General features: G+C 69.6%; 22 protein-coding genes. 6 read left to right on the top strand and 16 right to left on the bottom strand.

Translation table 11 applies throughout. From position 1 onward, the window contains the following. Window positions 1–26 precede the first annotated feature (26 nt). Both BDW27_RS12435 and BDW27_RS12430 read left to right on the top strand, forming a co-directional pair. Window positions 27–1,835 (top strand): phosphoenolpyruvate carboxykinase (GTP), encoded by a 1,809-nt coding sequence (locus BDW27_RS12435; protein WP_199560646.1) that lies wholly within the window; start codon window positions 27–29, stop codon window positions 1,833–1,835. Between the two features lie 236 nt (window positions 1,836–2,071). After that, complete coding sequence (locus tag BDW27_RS12430) at window positions 2,072–2,845, top strand: DUF4239 domain-containing protein (protein ID WP_017543985.1); 774 nt, start codon at window positions 2,072–2,074, stop codon at window positions 2,843–2,845. Window positions 2,846–2,890: 45 nt separating this feature from the next. Here BDW27_RS12430 and BDW27_RS27245 read toward each other — a convergent pair whose 3' ends face one another. From BDW27_RS27245 to BDW27_RS28150, 6 genes are all read right to left on the bottom strand, one after another. Continuing rightward, window positions 2,891–3,541 carry a hypothetical protein gene (locus BDW27_RS27245; protein ID WP_158543577.1) on the bottom strand — a complete coding sequence of 217 codons (651 nt, stop codon included), beginning with the start codon at window positions 3,539–3,541 and terminating at the stop codon, window positions 2,891–2,893. A gap of 201 nt (window positions 3,542–3,742) precedes the next feature. Continuing rightward, window positions 3,743–4,285, bottom strand: coding sequence for a hypothetical protein (locus BDW27_RS12420; protein ID WP_110049405.1), 543 nt, complete (start codon window positions 4,283–4,285; stop codon window positions 3,743–3,745). A gap of 165 nt (window positions 4,286–4,450) precedes the next feature. Next, on the bottom strand, window positions 4,451–4,738 hold the full coding sequence (locus tag BDW27_RS12415) for a hypothetical protein (protein WP_110049404.1): 288 nt from the start codon (window positions 4,736–4,738) through the stop codon (window positions 4,451–4,453). 191 nt (window positions 4,739–4,929) lie between these two features. Next, window positions 4,930–5,502 (bottom strand): ATP-binding protein, encoded by a 573-nt coding sequence (locus BDW27_RS12410; RefSeq protein WP_110049403.1) that lies wholly within the window; start codon window positions 5,500–5,502, stop codon window positions 4,930–4,932. A 101-nt stretch (window positions 5,503–5,603) separates the two neighbouring features. After that, a complete protein-coding gene (locus BDW27_RS12405; RefSeq protein ID WP_110049402.1) occupies window positions 5,604–6,125 on the bottom strand; it encodes a hypothetical protein in 522 nt (173 codons plus the stop codon). Beyond that, window positions 6,125–6,385 (bottom strand): hypothetical protein, encoded by a 261-nt coding sequence (locus tag BDW27_RS28150; protein ID WP_110049401.1) that lies wholly within the window; start codon window positions 6,383–6,385, stop codon window positions 6,125–6,127. The genes BDW27_RS12405 and BDW27_RS28150 overlap by 1 nt, the downstream gene beginning before the upstream one ends. A 384-nt stretch (window positions 6,386–6,769) precedes the next feature. Between BDW27_RS28150 and BDW27_RS12395 the strand changes: the two genes are divergently transcribed. The 4 genes from BDW27_RS12395 (at window position 6,770) to cyaB (ending at window position 9,227) form a co-directional block, all read left to right on the top strand. After that, the gene (locus BDW27_RS12395) at window positions 6,770–7,657 is read left to right on the top strand and encodes a helix-turn-helix transcriptional regulator (protein ID WP_370446482.1); all 888 of its coding nucleotides are present in this window, start codon (window positions 6,770–6,772) and stop codon (window positions 7,655–7,657) included. 12 nt (window positions 7,658–7,669) lie between these two features. After that, window positions 7,670–7,849 carry a DUF397 domain-containing protein gene (locus BDW27_RS12390; RefSeq protein WP_083927481.1) on the top strand — a complete coding sequence of 60 codons (180 nt, stop codon included), beginning with the start codon at window positions 7,670–7,672 and terminating at the stop codon, window positions 7,847–7,849. A 199-nt stretch (window positions 7,850–8,048) separates the two neighbouring features. Next, the gene (locus BDW27_RS12385; protein ID WP_110049400.1) at window positions 8,049–8,297 is read left to right on the top strand and encodes a DUF397 domain-containing protein; all 249 of its coding nucleotides are present in this window, start codon (window positions 8,049–8,051) and stop codon (window positions 8,295–8,297) included. A 330-nt stretch (window positions 8,298–8,627) separates the two neighbouring features. Continuing rightward, window positions 8,628–9,227 (top strand): class IV adenylate cyclase, encoded by a 600-nt coding sequence (cyaB, locus tag BDW27_RS12380; RefSeq protein WP_110049399.1) that lies wholly within the window; start codon window positions 8,628–8,630, stop codon window positions 9,225–9,227. A 103-nt stretch (window positions 9,228–9,330) separates the two neighbouring features. Here cyaB and BDW27_RS12375 read toward each other — a convergent pair whose 3' ends face one another. From BDW27_RS12375 to frc, 10 genes are all read right to left on the bottom strand, one after another. Beyond that, window positions 9,331–10,986, bottom strand: a complete 1,656-nt coding sequence (locus BDW27_RS12375) for a cation acetate symporter (protein WP_110049398.1) — start codon at window positions 10,984–10,986, stop codon at window positions 9,331–9,333. Beyond that, window positions 10,983–11,387, bottom strand: a complete 405-nt coding sequence (locus BDW27_RS12370) for a hypothetical protein (protein WP_110049397.1) — start codon at window positions 11,385–11,387, stop codon at window positions 10,983–10,985. Before BDW27_RS12370 ends, BDW27_RS12375 begins: the two co-directional genes overlap by 4 nt. A 19-nt stretch (window positions 11,388–11,406) precedes the next feature. Further along, window positions 11,407–12,195, bottom strand: coding sequence for a LytTR family DNA-binding domain-containing protein (locus BDW27_RS12365; protein ID WP_110049396.1), 789 nt, complete (start codon window positions 12,193–12,195; stop codon window positions 11,407–11,409). After that, window positions 12,192–13,208, bottom strand: a complete 1,017-nt coding sequence (locus tag BDW27_RS12360) for a sensor histidine kinase (protein WP_110049395.1) — start codon at window positions 13,206–13,208, stop codon at window positions 12,192–12,194. Before BDW27_RS12360 ends, BDW27_RS12365 begins: the two co-directional genes overlap by 4 nt. A gap of 232 nt (window positions 13,209–13,440) precedes the next feature. Further along, complete coding sequence (locus BDW27_RS12355; protein ID WP_110049394.1) at window positions 13,441–15,135, bottom strand: cation acetate symporter; 1,695 nt, start codon at window positions 15,133–15,135, stop codon at window positions 13,441–13,443. Next, complete coding sequence (locus tag BDW27_RS12350) at window positions 15,132–15,533, bottom strand: DUF485 domain-containing protein (RefSeq protein ID WP_110049393.1); 402 nt, start codon at window positions 15,531–15,533, stop codon at window positions 15,132–15,134. Before BDW27_RS12350 ends, BDW27_RS12355 begins: the two co-directional genes overlap by 4 nt. Before the next feature lie 366 nt (window positions 15,534–15,899). Further along, the gene (locus tag BDW27_RS12345) at window positions 15,900–16,472 is read right to left on the bottom strand and encodes a hypothetical protein (protein ID WP_110049392.1); all 573 of its coding nucleotides are present in this window, start codon (window positions 16,470–16,472) and stop codon (window positions 15,900–15,902) included. Next, a complete protein-coding gene (locus BDW27_RS12340; RefSeq protein ID WP_017543965.1) occupies window positions 16,472–18,097 on the bottom strand; it encodes an Nramp family divalent metal transporter in 1,626 nt (541 codons plus the stop codon). Before BDW27_RS12340 ends, BDW27_RS12345 begins: the two co-directional genes overlap by 1 nt. Window positions 18,098–18,374: 277 nt before the next feature. After that, window positions 18,375–20,528 carry an acetate--CoA ligase family protein gene (locus BDW27_RS12335; protein WP_017543964.1) on the bottom strand — a complete coding sequence of 718 codons (2,154 nt, stop codon included), beginning with the start codon at window positions 20,526–20,528 and terminating at the stop codon, window positions 18,375–18,377. Between the two features lie 4 nt (window positions 20,529–20,532). Further along, a complete protein-coding gene (gene frc, locus BDW27_RS12330) occupies window positions 20,533–21,762 on the bottom strand; it encodes a formyl-CoA transferase (protein WP_017543963.1) in 1,230 nt (409 codons plus the stop codon). Window positions 21,763–21,764 lie beyond the last annotated feature (2 nt).

The following is a 21,764-nucleotide window of genomic DNA, read 5'->3' as shown; positions in this document are numbered from 1 at the left end:
GATGAGGAGCCGTTGTGACTGCTGACGTGGGTACTGATGTGGGCGCCGCCCCGACCAAGAACGAGGAACTCGTCTCCTGGGTTCGTGAGGTCGCCGAGCTCACCCAGCCGGACGAGGTCGTCTGGTGTGACGGCTCCGAGGAGGAGTGGACGCGCCTGACCGACCAGCTGGTCGAGCAGGGCACCTTCACCCGTCTCAACTCCGAGAAGCGTCCGAACAGCTTCTACTGCAAGTCGGACCCCACGGACGTCGCCCGGGTCGAGGACCGCACCTTCATCTGCTCCGAGCGTCCCGAGGACGCCGGGCCCACCAACAACTGGATCGCCCCCGACGAGATGCGCGCCACCTTCGGCGAGGTCTTCCGGGGCTCCATGCGCGGTCGCACCATGTACGTCGTGCCCTTCTGCATGGGCCCGCTGGGCGGCGACATCTCCCAGCTCGGCGTCGAGATCACCGACTCCGCCTACGTCGTGGTCTCCATGCGCATCATGGCCCGCATGGGCTCCGCCGCCCTGCGCCTGATCGAGGAGCGCGGCGAGTTCGTCAAGGCCGTCCACTCCGTCGGCGCTCCCCTGGAGCCCGGCCAGCAGGACGTCGCCTGGCCCTGCAACTCCACCAAGTACATCTCGCACTTCCCGGAGACCCGCGAGATCTGGTCCTACGGTTCGGGCTACGGCGGCAACGCCCTGCTCGGCAAGAAGTGCTACGCGCTGCGCATCGCCTCGGTGATGGCCCGCGACGAGGGCTGGCTGGCCGAGCACATGCTCATCCTCAAGGTGACCTCGCCCGCCGGGAAGTCCCACTACGTCGCCGCCGCCTTCCCGAGCGCCTGCGGCAAGACCAACCTCGCCATGCTCCAGCCGACCATCCCCGGCTGGAAGGTCGAGACCGTCGGTGACGACATCGCCTGGATGCGCTTCGGCGCCGACGGCCAGCTGCGCGCCATCAACCCCGAGGCGGGCTTCTTCGGAGTCGCCCCCGGCACCGGCGCCAAGACCAACGCCAACGCGGTGGAGACCCTCTGGGGCAACAGCATCTTCACCAACGTCGCGCTCACCGAGGACGGCGACGTGTGGTGGGAGGGCCTGACCGAGGAGGCCCCGGCCAACCTCACCGACTGGAAGGGCCGTCCGTGGACGCCCGAGTCCGGTGAGCCCGCCGCCCACCCGAACTCCCGCTTCACCACTCCGGCCGGGCAGGCCCCGACCATCGCCGACGAGTGGGAGGACCCCGCGGGCGTCCCGATCTCCGCGATCCTCTTCGGCGGCCGCCGCGCCACCGCCGTGCCGCTGGTGTCGGAGTCCTTCAGCTGGCAGCACGGCGTGTACCTGGGTGCCAACGTCTCCTCCGAGAAGACCGCCGCCCAGGAGGGCTCCGTCGGCGAGCTGCGCCGCGACCCGTTCGCGATGCTGCCGTTCTGCGGCTACAACATGGGCGACTACTTCGCGCACTGGATCAGGATCGGCAAGCAGGCCGACGCGTCCAAGCTGCCGAAGATCTTCTACGTCAACTGGTTCAAGAAGAACGCCGACGGCAAGATCGTGTGGCCGGGCTTCGGTGAGAACAGCCGCGTCATCAAGTGGATCGTGGACCGCCTGGAGGGTGAGGCCGCCGCCGTCGAGACCCCGATTGGCTACCTGCCGACCACCGACGGCATCGACACCGACGGACTGGACGTCTCCGCCGAGGACATGGAGTTCGTCCTCGACGTCGACACCGACGTCTGGAAACAGGAGGCCGCCCTGGTCCCCGAGTTCTTCGGGACCTTCGGTGACGACCTGCCCGGCGAGCTCTGGGACGAGTACCACTCGCTGCTGAGCCGCCTGGAGAAGTAGGGCCTCCCCGACTGTCCGTCCACACGTACGGACGGTCGACTCCCGAGAGGGTGCGGGCACCACACGGTGCCCGCACCCTCTCGTCTTTGGTGTGTCCGGGCAGGTCATGACATGGGGGGACAGGTCCCGGTGGGTGCGGGCACGTCCCGGTGACGCTTTGCGCTTTCCACGCGAATGGCGCGGTGCCGCGTGCTAAGGATGGTCCGTCCTTAGCCGAGAATCCCCGGGGAGCCCCCTTGGTCACGCTGTTCGTCGTCCTCGCCGTCCTGGTCGCCATGGTCGGCGGCGCCGCGCTCGCCGCCTGGCGCTACCGGATCAACGGCGCCTTCGCCGACGGTGCCCTGGGGGTCGTCATCGCCCCCTGCGTGCTGTCCCTGTACCTGGTGTCGGCGGCGATGGCCGTGGTCATCGGCTGGGAGGACTTCAAGTCGGCCGAGGACGACATGATCGCCGAGGCCGGGGCGGCCCAGGCCCTGTACTGGAGCAGCACCGCGTTCCCCGGCGAGGAGGGCGAGGCCGTGCGCGGCCACCTGCGCGCCTACATGGCGACGGTGGTGGAGGACGACTGGCCGCTGATGGAGTCACGGGGAGAGCTGAGCCCCGGAGGCGACGACGACCTCGCCCTGTTGGCGGGGTCGGTGCGGGGCCTGTCCGTCTCCGACACCGGCGACGGGCTGGACCGGCTGACGGCGCGCCAGGAGGTCACCAAGCTCAGCGACGCCCGCAGCCAGCGCGCCGACGCGGCGGGGGACCAGATCCCCCTGGCCCTGCTGGTCGTCTCGGCGCTGTCGGCCGTGGCCATCGCGGTGCTGCCCTACGCGATGATCAAGAAGGGTGCCAGGACGGCCTACTTCTGGGCCGGGGTGAACCTGGTGTTCGTGTTCGGCACCATCGTGCTGCTGCTGTTCATGGGGAACCCGTACAACGGTGTGCTGGCCAACGACGCTGGCGCCATGGAGGACGCGGTGGCGGCGTTCGACCGCGCCGACCTCACGGTGGACCGCCCGTAGGCGGTCCCGGACCGTCCCGCCGGAACCCGGCGGGACGGGACCGCGTCAGTCGGCGGTGCTTGCCACCACGGCACGGCCCCCGACGACGGAGGCACCGGCCGCGACGATCGCGACGACGACCATCGTGCGCAGCGGGGTGAACGCCGAGGAGGACGTGGACGGAGCGGGCGGGCCCGCGTCCACCAGGAGCGCCTGGGCGGGGGGCGAGGGTTCGGCGGGCGGTTCGGTAACCGGGGTCGGGGTCGGGGACGCGGGCGGGTCGGGGGTCGGGACGGACGTCGATGGCTCCGGGGAGGCCTCCGGTTCGGGGCGGTCCGGCTCGGGCTCGGCGGGGGCCATCCGTTCCTCCCGCTCGTGCGGCGGCGCGGGTTCCTCCTGGGGCGGCGGTTCCGGCGGTGGTGGTGCCGGGGGCCGCGGCTCGGGCGGTACCGGCGGAGGCGGAGGCTGGGGGCACGACGGAGCCTGACCCGTGTGGACGACCACGCGGACACCGTTGGCACACACCAGGACATGGGACCCGGGCCGGACGTCGACGTGGGCGTCCGGGGTGTCCACCTGGGTGCCCGTGGGACCGATGTCCACCTGGGAGGTGCCGTCGCCGACACGCACCCCTGACGGGCCGACATGTACGGAGGGGTCCGCCTGTTCGGCGAAGGCCGGAGCGGGTCCGCAGGCGAGTACGCCTGCGCCCGCCACCAGGGTGAGGAGCGCCCAGATCCGCCGGTGGGGGCTGAGGGCCCTCCACCGTGCGTGCCGGTGCCGGGGAGGTGACGGGGGTTGTGGGGGCGGCGAGAGGTTCCGTGACCGCCCGTGCTGAGGTCTGTTCACACGGTGATGCTACGGGGTGTGATCGGCGCCCAGGGTGGATTCGGGGCGCCGCCCGGGGCGCACGCCACGCTAGCGGCAGCTGATGTACTTGTTGACGAAGGTCTTGTTCTGCTCGTCGACCTGCATGCGGCCCTGGACGTTGCCAATGGGGGAGAGGTTGGCGGTGAAGCTGCGGGTCTGGCCCGCGTTGATGTTCAGGGTGGGGCCGTTGCGGGTGAGACTACCGAGCTGTGCGACGGAGAACTTGATGGTCAGCCGGGACCCGGTGGTCTTCTTGTAGGTGACCGTCGCGCTGTTGCAGCCGGTGGTGCGCGTGGTCAGTGTGCCGTGCGTGATGGGGAGGGACTCGGTGGCGCGGGCACCGACGCGGTCCGGGTCCTCGACCGCCGGAGCGTACTCGGGGTTCTCCTCCAGGAAGGCGTCCAGGCTCTCCACGTCCTCACCGACCTCGAAGACCCCCTCGTCGGTGATGATGATTTCCTGGCTCTCCGTGCGGACCTGACCCATCTCGGCGCTGGCCGTGCCGGGAACGAGGAGGACGGTGGTCGTGACCAGGGCGAACAGCGCGGTGAGCCGGGACGTTTTCTTCAGGCGGGGGGAAGCGTGGGGCACTTTGTCCTCCGGTGGTGGGTTCGCGCGGGGGTGCTGTGAACCTACCAACCGCAGACTCGACGGCCCAAGGGCCTTTTGGTCCCGGGACCTTCCGTGCCCCTATGTGGGAGGGGATGGCCGGGGCCCGGTGGCGAGGTCGTCACCGGGGCCCGGTCTCTCGTCGGGTCAGCTCAGGATGCCGAGGTGGTGGGGGAGGGTCCGGCCCAGGGCTTCCAGGGTGGTCAGTCCCAGGAGGAGGGTGGAGCTGATGGCGGTGGCGGGCCACCCCCACCACCGGCGCGGCGCCCGGTGACGGCCCCGGGGAAGCACGGGTTCCGGCTCGACCCGGGAAGCGGCCTGTTGGGCTTCCCGGGCCTCCCGCGCCGCGCGTTCGCGCTGTTGGCGGGCGACGTGCACCCAGTGCGGCACCGGACCGTGTTCGAGCATGTAGGCCACCCGGGGGTTGCCCTGCATCTGGCGGAGCAGTCGTTCCTGACGGGCTTGGTGCGATTCCGGCTCCTGGGACGCCGCTGACGGAACCGGGACGCCCCAGGAGGGGGCGGACCTCGACCTCCGCTGTGGGCGTGCGGCGGGCCGGGGGAAGCGGTGGCCTCGGGGTGCGGCCAGGACCGACCGCACTTCCGTGCTGACCTGAGCGCTGCCGGTCACCGGGCACCACCACTGGCGGAGCCGGTCCCGCGCGTGATGGCGCCACCGGTGGTCAGGGTGGGGAGGGTGAACTCGGCCCAGATGACGGTGCCGAGCCCGGCGCAGAACGGGAAGTCCAGTACTGGGCGGAACCCCCACCGGGACGCCAGCTCGCCCACCATGAACAGCCCCCGGCCGCGTTCGGCCTGAGCCCACTCGCTCCTGGTGCTCCTGCGCGGAACCCTGGGGGCGCTGTTGGTGGTGGCGTCGGTGCGGGTGCCGTCGTCGATGATCGAGATCCGGACCGTTCCCGGACGAGGCAGGTCCAGGGTGCGGACGACTCGTCCGTCGGGGTCTTCTCCGGAGCGGGAGTGGTCGCAGGCGTTGGCGAACATCTCGCTCACGCACAAGGCCATCTCCTCCCGCACATCGATCGTAGGGCCGGTCATCCGGCCGAGGTCGGTGTTCAGGTCCGCGCGGACCCGGCTGGTCTGCGACAACTGCCCCGGGTAGACGCGGTACTCCCACCGCCGTCCGGCGGGTGGGGTGATCGAGTAGTCGAGGGCATGCGTGTGCGGCACAATGGCCATGTCGGCAATCGCTTTCTCTTGAACGGGTGGTTGTTGTCGGCCTGCTCTGGGGGTGTTGTCGCACCCGCCAGAGCTTTTTCGTGGAAGGGCTTCGGGGACGGTCAGGCAGCGGGCGGAGGTTCCGGATCGCTCCGGTGAACACCGAGGTGGCGGTGGGCGAGCAGCCGCAGGAGTTCGGTGCGGTTGGGTGCGGTGATGCGCTCGTAGGGGTCGCCGTCCCCGGTCCAGCCCAGGGGGCGGCGGGCCACGTAGACCTCGTTTGGGGGCTGGCCTTCGACGGTCATGTTCCAGTGCTTGTGCAGCAGGGTGCAGAGCACGTGTTCGGGGACCGGCAGCGACTCTGTCTGGGGGTTGTGCTGCTTCGGGACCGTGCCCGCCACCGGCCTGTTGCCGGGTACCCGTGTGGGTGCGGGGTGGTCGTGGATGGCCTGGTCGATCAGCTGCATCGCTTGTTGCGCGTCGCTCTCTTCTCGGGCGATCCGCAGGGCCTCCAGGACCAGGGGGAGGCGGTTGCGCAGGGTGTGGTTGTGCCACACGTCCACCTGCGCGGGAGTCAGATGCGCGGGAGCGGCCAACGCGTCCTCGGCCACCGCCAGCAGGTCCCTAGTGTCGATGTCCAACATCACTGCTTCCCCTCGATCCGGGTCCACGGGTTGTTGGTGAGGTCGTAGGACAGGTGGAACCAAACCTGCCGGAACTTCGGGTTGCCGTTGTCGCCCCACCGGTCCGCCAACGCATTCACCAGCCCCAACCCCAGTCCCTTGCGCATACGGAACGGGGTGCCCACCGTGCGGGAGAAGTAGTGGGCGTGGAAGGGCTTGATGAAGCTGGCCAGGGGGACCGTGGTCTCGCGTTGGGTCAGTTCGGGGGAGAACACGCTCATGTGGCCACCGCCAACCGTCGTAGCCCGGCCAGGACGGTTCCCAGGACCTGCATGGGGGCGGAGTCGATCGGCCTCCTGGGCGAGGGGATCAACGGACCACGAGAACGAGACGTGGTGGTGCGGGGGTTGGCGGCGAAGGCACGCACACGCGCAGCCTGCCTGGGACGACGGCGGTGGAACGCCACGGACGCGAGATGGCACACACATGCCAGCGCGGACAGATTCAGGGAACGGGGCGCCACGGCGCACACCTCCGGTACGGAGAGTGCCGGGGATGGGGACCCCGGCGGAGTTGGGTACGCAACCATATTGACTCTGTCAGACTGACGCGTCAATAGGACCTCGTCAGACTGACCGTAATGCCCGTTTCTGGGTAGGAGCTTTATGATCCAGATGTCACCACCCGATCCAGCAAAGGCAGACGTGGCACAGAAAGACCGACCCAGTATTGAGCGGAGACGGTTCGCAGCGGAGCTGCGAAGGATGCGTGAAGCCGTCAGCATGACCGTGGAAGAGGCTCGCCTTGCACTGGCGTGGTCGTCCGGGCGCCTCAACCACATGGAGGGTGGGCGGCACAGCATCCCCGATGTATCGGCGCTCAGTGCCCTCATGGATCTCTACAAGGTGACGGATCCAGCTAGACGTGAAGCCTTGCTGGCACTTCGTCGTGAAGCGAGAACACGACCGTGGTGGCATGATTTCGAGGACGTACTGGACGATGGCTACGTGGGGTTCGAAGCTCAAGCACGCCGTATCTCAGCGTTCCATCCGATCGTGGTGCACGGTCTACTCCAAACACCGGCTTACGCAGCTGCTTCTGCACGCGCATCCCTAGCGCGCACTGAGGCTGAGATTGAACGCATCGTTGCTGCCCGCATTGAACGCCAGAAGCTGCTCAAGAGCCCTGGCGCCCCGGAGTTTCGATGTGTGCTCGACGAGGCGGTTCTTCTTCGGTTGGCAGTCAACTCTGAACTCGCACGTGACCAGTTGCAGCACTTGGTGGACATCGCGGAAGCCATCAACACCGTGGCGCTGCAAGTCCTCCCTATCGGGGCAGGGTTGCACGGTTGCATGCACGGCTCAACCGTCATTCTCGATTACGAGGACCAGCGGGATCCCAGCCTGGTCTACCTCGAAACGCGAGGGCGAGGCACCTACTTGGACTCCCCTGCGCAGGTATCTGACTACCGCCTCGCGCTGGATGACGTCGCCTCAGATGCTCTGTCCAAGATGGCAACGATCGAGCTCATCAAGAGCTTGATGAACGATTAAAAGAGGTACACCATGTATTCATCCCAGGCGTTTCACAAGAGTAGTTACAGCGCTAACGAGGCTGCCTGCGTTGAGGTCGCAGAGGGGCGGAGTGTGTTGGTTCGCGATACCCAGAACCGAGAGGCTGGGGCTCTGCGGTTCCCGCCCACCGAGTGGCAGGCCCTGATTGGCTCTACTCAAGACGAAGCATAGGAAAGCAAGCAGAAGCCCCCACCGGCAAGAGTGGGGGCTTCTGTGTATTCATCCCGCGAGCACTCTACTTCCCGAAGTGAGATCGGCTGTCCGCAGCTGGACAGGGATTTGGGACGTTGCCTCTGAACACGAGGTGTAGAAGCGGGCAGGACTGTGTATGAGTCAGTCAGTGCCCCCACCCGCAGCGGAGGTTCCCACGATGCACCCCCACATCGACGAACTCACCTTCCACAAGTCCAGCTACAGCGACCGCAACAACTGCGTCGAGGTCGCCCGCTACCGCAAGTCCTCCTACAGCGGCTCCACCACCCAGAACTGTGTGGAGGTTGCCGATCTCCCTGGTGAGCACCTGGTTCGCGACACCCAGAATCGCGCCCTGGGCGCTCTGGGGTTCGCCGGGGCAGAGTGGGCCGCTGCCCTCGGCGTTATCCGTGCCGACCAGATGTAGCCCCCTGTCCGTCTACAGGCCCTGACTGATCGCAGTCGGGGCCTGTCCGTTCGTCTAGCTGCCGCGAACTGGGTTCGCACCACCTTGTCGCTCCACGGGTCATGGGCTCCGCCGTCCGCAGTTGGGCAGGATCGGAGCTTCCACCGGTACCTGACCAAACGGCTCGCCAATCCGCTGTGGGACGCCAAACAGCTCGTGCTCTTCCGTAACATCCCGGTGTCGGATTCCCGGATGCTGGCCGAGGCACTGGCCAGTGTTCGAGAGTCGTTCAGCAAACACAACCTCGCTCGCGTGTACGCGGCCCTGGCCCCTGGAAGGGCATGACCCTCGATGCCACTGATGGAGATTGAGCGCAAACGTAAGTTGGAGAATCGCGAGCTCCTGGAACAGCGGCTGGAACAGTCGGGGTTCGTCGCGATGAGGCCGACGGTGGAGGTCGATACCTACTACAGCAGGCCCGACGTCGACTTCCTGGTCACTGTCGAGTGCCTGCGGGTCCGTGAACGTGACGGCGGGTGCGAGGTCACCTACAAGCCCGCCTCCGACTCCACCACCCACAGCACCACGGGTGTCATCGCCAAGCAGGAGACGAACGTGGCGCTGGCGGACACTGCCCAGGTCGCACACGCCCATGCTCTGCTGGAGGCGTTGGGCATGGTCCGGCTGGCCCGGGTGGAGAAGTCGCGCACCTGCTACCGCGACTCGGGGCAACCGGAGCTCTCGGTGGTGGTGGACACGGTCACGGGCCTGGGATCGTTCGTCGAGACCGAAATCGTCTCCGAAGGCTCTCGCCAGGAAGCCGTGCGGCAACTCGAAGAGATCGAACAGCTCCTGGAGCTGGGTCCCCACCCGGTGGTGACCTCGCCATACCGGGACCTGCTGTTGAGCGCCCAAGCGAACGAGGGCGCGGTGCGCACCTCTGTGTCCTGATCCGTCCTTGATGGCGTGGCCGGGTGGGGAGATGGGCTGGGCCATCCGCAGGAAGCCCAGAGGCATGACCACGATCTCGCTCGTCTCATGCCAGGGCGCCGGACTAGGGAGAGTGCAGGCGGAGCACCGCGTGCTCGGCCCACTCCGGCGGGCGGGTGAACCGCGAGACCACCATCATCGTGAGGAAGGCCAACGGGATGGTCCAGGCCGCTGGTTGTGCCAGCAGCACGCTCACCCAGCCCTCGGGCGTGCTGAACAGGATCGACCAGCCGACCGCGCCGGTCGCGGTGACCCCGCCGACGATCAGCCCGGCGGCCGCCCCGGGCAGGGTGAGCCGCCGCCACCAGATGCCCAGCACCAGCAGGGGACAGAAGGTGGACGCCGCCACCGTGAACGCCCACACGACCAGCACGTTGATGTCGATCATCTGCGCGGGCAGTGCCAGGAGCACGGCCACGCACGCGCCGACCGCCACCGCCAGCCGCAGCCGGGGCACGCTCCCCTGGAACAGGTCGTGGGACAGCCCTCCAGCCAAAGCCAGCAGGAGGCCCGAGGACGTGGACAGGAACGCGCCGAAGGCCCCCGCCGCTACCAGGGCGGTCAGGATCGTGCCCACCGAACCGGGGACCGCCTCGGCGGGCAGCACCACCGCCACGGTGTCGGTGCCCTGGAGCATCACCAGCTGCGGTGTGAGCACTCGGCCCAGCAGGCCGTAGACCGTGGGGAACAGGTAGAACAGCCCCAGCAGGGCGATGACGCCGACCGCCACCCTGCGGGCGATCCGCGCGGTCGGACTCGTGTGGAACCGCATGATCACGTGCGGCAGGCCCATACAGCCGAGGGTGATGGCGAGCAGGGTCGACCAGGTCTCGAACAGCGGGTACCCGCCCACATCCAGCAGCGGAGTGCTCCACCGCTCACTGCCCAGCTCCGGCAGGCCCGCGGGGTGCGGGATGGTGGCGCCCTCCGGGAACACGTACTCCGTGCCCTCGGACACCGAGTGCCCTCCGGCGGCCAGCTCCAGTTCCTCGCCGTCGGGGGTGGTCACGGTGACCGCGTCGTCCAGGCTGAAGTCCGTGGCCACGGTGAACTCCACCGGCGTGGTCCGGGGGAAGTGCGTGCCCCACTCCGGGTGCAGCGCGTCCGCGCGGGTGTCCGCGCCCGCGTGCACCACGAGGAAGATCGCGGGAACGGCGAGGAAGGCCAGCTTGACGACGTAGTGGAAGGCCTGCACGTAGGTGGCCGAGCGCATACCGCCCGCCGCGATCGACCCGCTCACCACCAGGCCCGCCAGCAGCACGCCCACCCAGTAGGGGGTCCCGCTGACCAGGCTCAGCACCACCCCGGCGCCCTTGAACTGCGGCACCAGGTACAGCAGCATGATCACCAGCACCACGCACCCGCAGAGCTTGCGCAGCCGGGGCGCGCCCAGCCGGTACTCGGCGAAGTCCGGCACGGTGAAGGCTCCGGACCGCCGCATCGGCCCGGCCACCAGCGCCACCACGGCGACGTATCCCGCGGTGAACCCCACCGCGTACCACATGGTGCCCAGCCCGTTCTTGAGCAGGAGCCCGGCGAGGCCCAGCACCGAGGCGGCCGACAGGTACTCACCGGCGATGGCGAGGGCGTTCCAGTTCGGCGACACGCGCCGGGATGCCACCAGGAAATCCGAGGTGGAGCGGGCCGCCCGCACCCCGTACAGGCCGATCACCAGGCTGGTGACCAGGACCAGGCCGATCGCCAGCACGGCCGTGGTCATGGTGTTCCGTCGGGATCGGCGCCGTCCGCCTCGGCCCGTTCCGACGCTCGGGCCTCGGCCCGGTCCTCCAGGCGTTCGGCCGCGCGCACGTGCCACAGGGCCAGACCGAACAGCAGCGGGTAGACCGCCACCGTCAGCAGCAGCCAGGAGACCGGGACCTCGGCCAGCCGCGTCCGCCCCAGTTCGGGGAAGGCGGCGAAGGCCCCGCTCAAACCGAAGAGCACCCCCGCCAGCAGCAGGACCGTGCGCACCGCCGTGCGCCGCTGGGCCCGGAAGAGCCGCCGCGCCGCCTCGGTGTCCACCGGGGCGGGCACCGGGATGAGGTGGTGCGCGGGTCGGTTGCCCCTGGCCAGCGCGATGCGGGTCTGCGGGCTGGTGAGCTTTTCGCGGCGAGGGCTCATCCGCGCCCCCGTCCGGCGTTCACTGCTGCTCCTTGACCGCTCCGGGCGGGCGGGCCGAACGGCCGAGCTGGTCGCGCTTGGCCGCCTCCATGAGCTGGCTCCGGAGGTGGCGGCTGTGGCGTCGGCTCACCGGCACGTCACCGGCGGGGGTCCCGGCCACCAGGCCTGACGAGGAGGTCACCCGCAGGTCTCGCACCCAGGGGATGGCGATCAGGAACCCCCGGTGCACCCGGATGAACCCGGCCGAGGCCCACACCTCCTCCAGGTACGACAGCGACAGGCGGATCAGGTGCGTGCCGTCGGCCGTGTGCAGCCGCACGTAGTCGCCCTGCGCCTCCACGAACTGCACGTCGTCGCGCTTGACGAAGACGGTCCGGCGCCCGGAGTCGATCTGCACCACGTGCAGGTCCTCCGCGGGGGGCGCGGTGCCGCCGGACCCGCGCAGCTGCGCGATCCGCCCCACCGCCTCGGCCAGCCGCTCCGGCCGGATCGGCTTGAGCAGGTAGTCCACGGCCCCGATCCCGAAGGCCTCCACGGCGTGCGCCTCGGAGGCCGTCACGAACACGATGGACGGCGGCTCCGACATCACGCTCAGCACGCGTGCCACGTCCATGCCGTCCAGCCCGGGCATGAGGATGTCGAGGAAGGCGGCGTCGATGCTGGTCGTACCGAGCAGGCGGACGGCGGTGGCGCCGTTCGACGCGACCAGGACCTCCGAGACCTCGGGCATGTCCGCCAGAAGGGAGGCCATCTCCTGCCGGGTGGAGGACTCGTCCTCCACCACCAGCACACGGAGTTCGGGCTTCACCGGACCACCACCCCGGGTGCGAATCTCGGTACGCGCACGGTCACCTTCGTCCCTTCTCCCAGAGCGGTCTCGATCACCAGACCGTACTCGGGCCCGTAGACCGCCCGCAGCCTCTGGTCGACGTTGGCGAGACCGACGCCCCGGGACTCGGGGCCGGTGCCCGCCAGCAGCGCCCGGGCCAGCTCCGGGTACATGCCCACACCGTCGTCCTCGATCTCGATGACGCACAGCGGCCCCTCGCCGAACCCGGACACGCTGATGTGCCCGGTGCCCTCCTTGCGTTCCAGCCCGTGCCGGATCGCGTTCTCCACGATCGGCTGTACGACCAGGAAGGGGATGGCAACGGGGAGCACCTCGGGAGCCATCCGCACGGTGATGTCGAGGCGGTCGTGGAACCGGGCCCGCTGGAGTTCGAGGTAGGTCTGGGTGGCTTCCAGTTCGTCGGACACCGTGGCGTAGTCACCCTTCTCCGAGAACCCGTACCGGAGGTAGTCGGCGAAATCCGAGAGCAGGTGACGGGCCCGGTCCGGGTCCGTGCGCACCAGCGCGGCGATCACGGCGAGCGCGTTGTGGACGAAGTGCGGGGAGATCTGCGCGCGCAGGGTCCGCAGGTCGGCGGCGGCGATCCGGGCGCGGGCCCGGCGCAGGGCGGCGTGGTCCAGGCAGTCCGAGACCAGCGCGGCCGCCGCCTCCACGTCCGCCTCCACAGGGTGGCCCGAGGCCACCAGCGCGCCGGAGAGCTCGTCGGCGACGGTGAGGGGCACCGCGCACACCGAGGAGCCGTCGGGCAGACGGGTGCGGGCGCCGCCCCCGTACTCGAAGACCTGGGACAGCAGGGCTTCGACCTCGGCGGGGGCCGGGCACCTCCCATGGGAGGCGACCGTTCCGTCGAGGTCGGCTAGCAGCACCCCGTCCACCGCCAGGACCTGGCGCAGGCGGCGGGCGGCGGAGTGCGCGCCGCGCCCGTGCAGGCCGTCCCGGAGGTCGACCCCCAGGGCGTGGACCTGGCGCATCAACTCGACGCTCGCCCGGCGTTCCGAGGACGTGGGGCGCCGGGAGGGGGAAAGCCACGACAGCCACCGATAGGACACGGACCGATCTTATCCTCGTAAAATGTGTCGACGATCACGTGCTGACGTCGCCTTTCCTCTTCGTGTCGGGGCGCGCACCGTCGGTGCGGACGGTGCACGGGGACGGGCCCGTCGCCTGGGGAGGCGACGGGCCCGTCAGTGGGAGACCGGCGAGCTAGTGGCTGCCGGCCTTCTCCGCGCCCGCGCCGGTGAGGGCGCGGACCTGGAGCATCGCGAACTTGTCGAAGTCGCGCTCCTTGGACATCAGCGTTCCGACGATCGCGCAGACCAGGCTGATCGGCACCGACACCAGGGCCGGGTTGGGCAGCGGGAACCAGGCGAAGTCGACGTTGGGCATGAGCGCGGTCTCCGAGCCCGAGACCACGGGCGAGAAGAACACCAGGCCGACGGCGCTGATCAGACCGCCGTAGATGCCCGCGAGGGCCCCGGCCGTGTTGAAGCGCTTCCAGAACAGGCTGAGCAGCAGTGTCGGCAGGTTCGCGGAGGCGGCCATCGCGAACGCCAGCGAGACCAGGAAGGCCACGTTGAGGTTCTGCGCGAAGATCGCCAGCACGATCGCCACCACTCCGACACCGATGGCCGAGAACCGCGCGACCCTGACCTCCTCGGCGCCGGTCGCCTTGCCCTTGCGGATGACCGAGTTGTAGAAGTCGTGGGCCAGCGAGGACGAGGAGGCGATGACCAGGCCCGCCACCGTCGACAGGATCGCGGCGAAGGCGGCGGAGGCGATGACGGCCAGCAGGACCGCGCCGACCATCTCGCCGCCGATGCGTTCACCCACCACCGAGGCGAGCTGCGGAGCGGCCGTGTTCCCGGCCGCGTCCTGTGCCGTGATGGCGTCGTAGCCCACCAGGGCGGCGGCGCCGAAGCCCAGCACGAGGGTCATCAGGTAGAACGCGCCGATGAGGCCGATGCCCCAGTTGACGGACTTACGGGCGCTCTGGGAGTCCGGGACCGTGTAGAAGCGGATGAGGATGTGCGGCAGACCGGCGGTGCCCAGGACCAGCGCCAGCCCCAGGCTGATCAGGTCCAGCTTGTTCCACAGGGTCTGGAGCGCGTCCCCCTCGACGACGACCCCGTAGCGCTGGCCCGGTTCGAGGAACGCGGCCGCGTCGCCGTCGGCCGCCGCCTGGCTGGCGTTGGCCGCGTCGGTCATCAGGGCGCCCAGGTTGAAGCCGTAGAGCGACAGCGTGAGCAGGGTCAGCAGCGCGGCGCCAGCCATCAGGATGACGGCCTTGACGATCTGCACCCAGGTGGTGCCCTTCATGCCGCCGAAGGCCACGTAGATCGTCATGAGCAGACCGATGACGACGATCCCGACGATCTTCGCGGTCGGGGCGTCCATGCCGAGGAAGGTCTGTCCCTCCTGGATGCCGAGCAGCAGGGCGATGAGCGCGCCCGCGCCGACCATCTGGGCGAGCAGGTAGAAGATCGACACGACCACGGTCGAGACCGCGGCCGCGGTGCGCACCGGGCGCTGCTGCATCCGGTAGGAGAGGACGTCGCCCATGGTGTAGCGGCCGGAGTTGCGCAGCAGCTCCGCGACGAGCAGCAGGGCGACCAGCCAGGCCACGAGGAAGCCGATGGAGTAGAGGAAGCCGTCGTAGCCGAAGAGCGCGATCATGCCCGCGATGCCCAGGAAGGACGCGGCGGACATGTAGTCGCTGCCGATGGCCAGGCCGTTCTGGAGCGGAGAGAAGCCGCGTCCGCCGGAGTGGAAGTCGGTGGCCGAGCGCGTGTTGCGGCTGGCCCAGACGGTGATGCCGAGCGTCGCCGCGATCATCAGGGCGAAGAGGACGAGGGTGACGATGCGGCTGCTCTCGCTGACCGCCTCCTGAGCGAGCATCATCGGCCGTCCTCCTGGTCCGTCGAGGAACCGTTCTGGAGTTCGTCGCGCAGCTCGGTGGCGAGCGAGTCGAAGTTCCGGTTGGCGTACATCGTGTACAGGACGGCGATCCCGAAGGTGGACACGAACTGGAGGATGCCGAAGACCAGGGCGACGTTGACGCTGCCGAACAGCACGGTGCCCATGACGTCGCGGCCGAACGCGGACATGAGGACGTAGAGCAGGTACCAGGCCATGAAGGCGATGCTCATGGGGAAGATGAAGCGGTACAGGCGCCGTTTCAAGTCGACGAACCGCGGGTCGGCGTGCATCGCGACGTACGCCGCGTCGGTGATGGGTGCGTCGCCACCGCCGTTGCCGTCCGGTGGTGTCGGACCCTTCGGGGGGCTGTCGTGTGCCATGTTTCGTGAACCTCCGGGGGGATGGCGGGGAAGGTGCCGCGTCCGGTCGCGTTCCCGCGTCGAGCGGGTTCGCCTGGAATAACCGGTTCGTGTGACGTGCGTTACTCAGCACTGTAAGGAGGGCCACCCGGCCTGAGCAGGGGGGCGTGCCGGGGCGCGCGCCGAACGCGGACGAGGAGCGTCGAGCGGTCGCCCACCGTGCGACGAACGGTCGGTTGACGCGACGAACGGTCGACGGGCGGTCCGCGCCCCGTCCCGCCTGGGGAGACGGCCCTCGGAGGGCACTTCCCGCACAGCTGACGGCCCCGGCGGGTGGGGGCCCGCCGGGGCCGTCAGCTCGGTTCCCGTTCCGTGGACGGGGGCGGGTCAGTCCGGGCGCCCGCGGCCGCCCGGTGACCGACGCGCCCTGCGCCCCTCGCGTCGGCGGTTGAGATGGGCCGCGTGCACCAGGTAGCGCTGGAACAGCGCCTCCGCCACCGGGTTGTGGCCGCGCACGCGGATCAGCCAGTGCGGCATGGTCCGCTCGTGCAGCCACAGGAAGCCGATGGTGAAGCCGAAGCTCAGCATGGCCTGCAACGCGAGGAACGACATCAGCGGTTCGCGCAGGGCGGGGCCGTCACCGATCACCCACGCGACCATGTGGGCGTCGAACAGTTGGGCCGCGGGGAACCCGACCAGCCAGTACAGGGCCAGCGGGGCCACCGCCCCGATGGGGAAGACCCCGCGTGCCAGCAGCACGCTGTACACGGCGCCGAGCACGGCGAGGGGGAGGCCCAGCGCCAGCCCGGCGGTGCCGGTCATGGCCAGCGGCAGCCCCGCCACCATCCCCACACCCGTGGCGAACAGGCCGGCGACCAGGCCGATGGCCGCCCCCGGAAGCGCGACCTCCAGGTGGTTGGGCGGGGTGCCTCCCAGACGGAGGGCGGACGTGGCGGGCATCAGTCGACCACCACCCCGAAGGCGAACAGCGAGTAGAAGAGCGCGCCGAGGTAGAACACGGCGGCCAGGGCGATGATCGCGTTGGAGACGATCCCGGGACGGATCGGTTTGGGCAGCGCGATGTTGTTCACCAGCAGCAGCACCACGCAGTACGCGCCCATCGCGAAGGCCGATAGGAAGGCCAGCACGTCCAGGATGGCCGCCGGGCCGTCCGCCGGGCCGAACAGCAGGATGACGGTGCCGAAGGCGATCAGCCCCCACAGGAACATCCCGTACAGTTTCGACATCCCGAGCCGTTTGGCGCCCGGCACGAAGTTGTACGTCATGTCGGCCTGGCCGCGAGAGAAGGAGTCGAACAGACCCAGGGTCGCGTTGATGCCGATGAGCGCGATGAAGAGGAAGAAGACCGTGCCGAGCACGGGGCTCCCGGCCGCCGAGAAGGCACCGGCCATCGCGTCCAGCGACGCCTCCCGGTCGCCGTCCCGGATCAGCTGCGCCACCTGCGGGTCGAACCGGGCCGCGGACTGGGCCAGCACGGTGAAGGAGATCGTCACCAGCATGGTGATGCCCCAGAAGAGCACCAGGGCGTCGAAGGTCACCCAGCGGCGCCACCCCCTCCACTTCTCCATCTCCCTCGGGTCCGAGGTGTCGAACATGAAGCCGCGCGAGGGTATGGCCTCCTGCTCGCCCGCGTGCCGCAGGCCCCGGATCTGGGGGATGTGCGCGCCCATGCCCGCGCCCTTGTCACGCAGGTGCAGGGTGTACCACATCTGCTGCATCCCGGAGGGCCCGGCGAAGGCGATGGCGCCGACGACGATCGGGAACCAGGCCGCGGACATGGCCTCCTCGGGGAAGTACCCGAACGCGAACATTCCGCTGATGGTGGAGGTGAGGTCGGACAGGTTGCCGACCATCGCGGCGACCACGGACGTGCCGACCACCAGCAGGCCGATGCAGATGGAGAGCACGTTCTCCAGCAGGTCGTAGATGACCTTGGCGAGGGTGAACACCACGCCGACCAGGATCATCCCGGCCACCGCCGTGACCTGCCAGGGAACACCGGTCACCCGCTCGAACGCGGAGGCGCCCGCCGAGAGGTGCCCCGGCCAGATGTACACGAGGATCGCTGTGAGGAAGAAGAACCACATCAGCGGCTTGAACACGCGTGCCGCGCCGTAGAAGATGCTCTCCCCGGTGGCCATCGCGTAGCGCGACATCTCCAGCATGACCACGGCCTGGAGGGAGACGCCGATCAGGAACAGCCAGCGGATCTCGGGGCCGAAGACGAGGACCAGGCGCGGCCACATGTAGGACTCGCCCATGCCCACGCCGAGCGCGACGAGGAACACCGTGGGGCCGAGGATGTGGATGGAGGGGGGAGCCTTCGGCAGGCTCCGGATGGGCATCGGTTCCAGCTTGCCCGCCTTCCAGAACCGCTCCTCCTGCGGGGGTGCGGCCACGTCGTCCGGGGTGTCGGAGGACGCGCCGTCGGAGGCGGTGACCGGTTCGGTGGCGGGGCCGGTCTCTGAGGGGTGGGGCTGGCGCTGGGCCGGGACGTGGGGTCGTCGGGTCCCGGACGGCGCCGGGGGTTCTGAGGAGTCGGGGTCGGGGCGTGAGGAATCCAAGGCGGTACTCCGTATGTGCGCGAATGCGATTCGGTGGTTCGCATGTCGCCCCCGGGTGGTGCGGCACCTCCCTGCTTGTGGTGGACACGTGGCTGGGGGTCACCGTGTCTGGACGTGGCTGTCCCTTGCGGTGGCCGGGGGCCCGGCGGCCTTGCGGCGGCGGCTCCAGGACTGCCGGGCTGGTGTGGCTCGTGTGCTCAGTGTGTGGCGCGTGGCTGTTGTCGGTTCTGGGTCGTGACGGCCCGGCCGGGGCCGGTGGCACCGGCCGGGCACTCGGTCAGAGTAGTCCGGCCGCGCGGGCCCAGCGATACTTCGCGCCCAGAACCTTCACCGGCATCTCGGTCGTGTAGGGGTAGGCGACGATCCCGTGCTCGAACAGCTTCTGGCTGGCCGCCTCGACCTCGGTGTCACCCGAGAGGGAGGCCACCACCGGCTTGTCGATCCCGGCGGCGCGGGCCTTGCTCACCACGTCGATCACGACGTCGGCGAAGACCAGCGGCGGGGTGACGATGGTGTGCCAGTAGCCGAGGACGAGGGCGTGGACGCGGGGGTCCTCCAACCCGAGGCGGATGGTCTTCTCATAGGTGGAGGGCGGTTCGCCGCCGGTGATGTCCACCGGGTTGCCGGCCGCCCCGAACGGCGGGATGAAGGCGCGGAAGGCCTCGTCCAGGTCCGGGGGGATCTCGTACAGCGACATCCCGTTGTCCACCACCGCGTCCGACAGCAGCACGCCGGAACCGCCCGCGCCGGTGATGATCACGATGTTCTCGCCGCTGGGCGCGGGCATGACCGGCAGGGCGCGGCCGTACTCCAGGAGTTCGGTCAGGCCGGGGGCCCGGACCACGCCCGCCTGGCGGAGGATGTCGTCGTAGACCTTGTCGTCCCCGGCGAGCGCGCCGGTGTGCGACCCGGCGGCGCGGGCCCCGGCGGAGGTCCGGCCGGCCTTGAGCACCACCACGGGCTTCTTGGGGACCACCTCGCGGGCGGCGGCCACGAACGCGCGGCCGTCCTTGAGGTCCTCCAGGTGCATGGCGACGGCGTTGGTGTTCTCGTCCTGCCCGAAGAAGGTGAGCAGGTCGTCCTCGTCGATGTCGGCCTTGTTGCCCACCCCCACGATGGCGGACACGCCCGTGCGCGTGCTGCGGCTGTACCCCAGGATCGCCATGCCGATCCCCCCGGACTGCGAGGTCAGGGCGGTGCCTCCGGCCACGTCGTAGGGGGTGCAGAAGGTCGCGGACAGCTTCTCCGGCGTGTAGTAGTAGCCGTAGATGTTGGGGCCGAGGATGCGGACCCCGTGCCTGCGGGCGACGGCGAGGACCTCGTCCTGGAGCTCGTGCTCTCCGGTCTCGGCGAACCCGGACGGGATGAGGATGGCGCCCGCCACCCCCTTGCGTCCGGCCTCCTCCAGCGCCCCGGCCACGAACTTCGCCGGGATCGCGAAGACCGCCACGTCCACCTCGCCGGGCACGTCCGTGATCGACTTGTACGAGGTGAGGCCGTTGACCTCGTCCGACTTCGGGTTGACCGGGTGGATCCCGCCCCGGAACCCGCCGTCCACGATGTTGCGGATCACCGAGTTGCCGATCTTGCCCGCCTCGTTGGAGGCGCCGATCACGGCGATGGAGCGCGGCTTGAAGATGCGCTCCATGGACGCCAGGATCTCCTCCCGCTCGAAGGTCCGGGGCCCCTCGGCGGGCTCGAAGTCCAGGACGAACCGCAGGTCGGCGGCGATGGCCCCGGAGGCCGAGGCGAACACGGGGTTGAGGTCCGCCTCGGCGATCTCCGGGAAGTCCGTGACCAGCTCGGACAGGCGCACGAGGAGGTCGGCCAGGGCGCCCCGGTCCACCGCCTCGGCGCCCCGGACCCCGTCCAGGACCTCGGCCGCCCGGATGTCGGCGACCTGGGCCAGCGCCTCCTCTCGCGTGACCGGGGCGAGGCGGAAGGAGACGTCCTTGAGGACCTCCACCAGGACGCCGCCCAGCCCGAACACCACGACCTTGCCGAACGTGGGATCGGTGGTGGCGCCGACCAGGACCTCCAAACCGCCCTGGACCATCTGCTGGACCTGCACACCGTCGACGCGGGCGTCGGGGTCGTGTGCGCGGGCGTTGGCGGTGACGCGCTCGTAGGCGGCGGCCACCTCCTCGGCGGTGTTCAGTCCGATCTCCACGCCGCCCGCGTCGGTCTTGTGCAGGATGTCGGGGGAGACGATCTTGGCGGCCACGGGCAGGCCGATCTCGGTGGCCAGGGCGGCGGCCTCCTCGGCGCTGCGGGCCAGTGCCTCGCCGGGGACGGGGATGCCGTAGGCCTCGGCGAGGAGGCGGCCCTCGGGGGCGGTGAGCGCGGTCCGGCCCTCGGCCCGGGCCCGGTCGAGGACCTCGCGGACCGGGGAGGGGTCGCGGTCGGAACGCTCGGGTGTGTAGACGGCCATGCGCTCAGATCACTCCGTTCGATGAGAGCTCCGCCAGTTCCTCGGAGGTCAGGCCCAGCTCGTCGCGGTAGATGTCGGGGTTGTGCTCACCGAGCAGGGGGGACCGGCTGACGTCCACCGAGGAGTCGGAGAGGCGGATGGGTGAGGCCACGGTGTGGTAACTGCCGCGTTCGGGGTGGTCGACCTCGGTGACCACGCCGTTCTCCCGCAGGGTGGGGTCCTCGATGATCTCCCGGGTGGACATGATCGGCCCGCAGGGGATGTTGTGCGCGTTGAGAGCGGAGAGCACGTCCCACTTGGGCAGTTCCCGGGACCACTCCTCGATCAGGGCGAAGGCCTTGTCGAGCTTGTCGAGCCGGGCCTCGGGTGTGGCCCACTCGGGGTCCTCGGCCAGTTCGGGACGGCCGATCAGCCGCGCGATGGGCGCCCAGCCCGCGGGCTGGATGATCACGTACACGTAGTCGTTGGGGCCGCCGGGCGCGGTGCGCACGGCCCAGCCGGGCTGTCCGCCGCCGGAGGCGTTGCCGGAGCGCGGGACCTCGTCGGTGAAGTCGTCGTTGGGGTACTCCGAGAGCGGGCCGTGCGCGAGCCGCTGCTGGTCGCGCAGCTTGACCCGGCACAGGTTGAGCACCGCGTCCTGCATCGCGACCTGTACGCGCTGGCCCCGGCCGGTGTGCACCCGCTGGTACAGCGCGGCGAGGATACCGGCCACTGTATGCATTCCTGTGCCCGAGTCGCCGATCTGGGCGCCCGTGGCCAGCGGCGGGCCGTCCTCGAACCCGGTGGTGCTCATGGAGCCGCCCATGGCCTGGGCGATCACCTCGTAGGCCTTGAAGTCCGCGTACGCGCCCGGACCGAAGCCCTTGATCGAGGCGTAGACCAGTCTCGGGTTGGCCTCCGCGAGCACCTCCCAGGTGAACCCCATCCGGTCCAGGGCTCCGGGCGCGAAGTTCTCCACCAGCACGTCGCTGCGGCGCACCAGGTCCAGGAAGATCCGCTTGCCCTCGGCGCTCTTGGTGTTGAGGGTGATGCTCCGCTTGTTGGAGTTGAGCATCGTGAAGTACAGGCTGTCCACGCCGGGCCGGTCCCGGAGCTGGCGCCGGGTGATGTCGCCCGAGGGCGCCTCCAGCTTGACGACGTCGGCGCCCATCCACGCGAGGATCTGCGTCGCGGACGGTCCCGACTGGACATGGGTCATGTCCAGGACGCGGACCCCGTCGAGTGCCTTGCCCATGA

The organism is Nocardiopsis sp. L17-MgMaSL7 (genome assembly GCF_003182025.1).
Classification (GTDB): domain Bacteria; phylum Actinomycetota; class Actinomycetes; order Streptosporangiales; family Streptosporangiaceae; genus Nocardiopsis; species Nocardiopsis prasina.
Note: the sequence above shows the minus strand (reverse complement) of the source record. Positions and strands in the feature narration are given on the sequence as shown.

Bases quoted from the DNA above. Each gene is read 5' to 3' on its own strand.
- BDW27_RS12415 (WP_110049404.1), bottom strand. From the start codon at position 4,738: ATGCAGGGCAACCCCCGGGTGGCCTACATGCTCGAACACGGTCCGGTG.
- BDW27_RS12410 (WP_110049403.1), bottom strand. From the start codon at position 5,502: ATGGCCATTGTGCCGCACACGCATGCCCTCGACTACTCGATCACCCCA.
- BDW27_RS12405 (WP_110049402.1), bottom strand. From the start codon at position 6,125: ATGTTGGACATCGACACTAGGGACCTGCTGGCGGTGGCCGAGGACGCG.
- BDW27_RS28150 (WP_110049401.1), bottom strand. From the start codon at position 6,385: ATGAGCGTGTTCTCCCCCGAACTGACCCAACGCGAGACCACGGTCCCC.
- BDW27_RS12395 (WP_370446482.1), top strand. From the start codon at position 6,770: ATGATCCAGATGTCACCACCCGATCCAGCAAAGGCAGACGTGGCACAG.
- BDW27_RS12390 (WP_083927481.1), top strand. From the start codon at position 7,670: ATGTATTCATCCCAGGCGTTTCACAAGAGTAGTTACAGCGCTAACGAG.
- BDW27_RS12385 (WP_110049400.1), top strand. From the start codon at position 8,049: ATGCACCCCCACATCGACGAACTCACCTTCCACAAGTCCAGCTACAGC.
- cyaB (WP_110049399.1), top strand. From the start codon at position 8,628: ATGCCACTGATGGAGATTGAGCGCAAACGTAAGTTGGAGAATCGCGAG.
- BDW27_RS12375 (WP_110049398.1), bottom strand. From the start codon at position 10,986: ATGACCACGGCCGTGCTGGCGATCGGCCTGGTCCTGGTCACCAGCCTG.
- BDW27_RS12370 (WP_110049397.1), bottom strand. From the start codon at position 11,387: ATGAGCCCTCGCCGCGAAAAGCTCACCAGCCCGCAGACCCGCATCGCG.
- BDW27_RS12360 (WP_110049395.1), bottom strand. From the start codon at position 13,208: ATGCGCCAGGTCCACGCCCTGGGGGTCGACCTCCGGGACGGCCTGCAC.
- BDW27_RS12355 (WP_110049394.1), bottom strand. From the start codon at position 15,135: ATGATGCTCGCTCAGGAGGCGGTCAGCGAGAGCAGCCGCATCGTCACC.
- BDW27_RS12350 (WP_110049393.1), bottom strand. From the start codon at position 15,533: ATGGCACACGACAGCCCCCCGAAGGGTCCGACACCACCGGACGGCAAC.
- BDW27_RS12345 (WP_110049392.1), bottom strand. From the start codon at position 16,472: ATGCCCGCCACGTCCGCCCTCCGTCTGGGAGGCACCCCGCCCAACCAC.
- BDW27_RS12335 (WP_017543964.1), bottom strand. From the start codon at position 20,528: ATGGCCGTCTACACACCCGAGCGTTCCGACCGCGACCCCTCCCCGGTC.
- frc (WP_017543963.1), bottom strand. From the start codon at position 21,762: ATGGGCAAGGCACTCGACGGGGTCCGCGTCCTGGACATGACCCATGTC.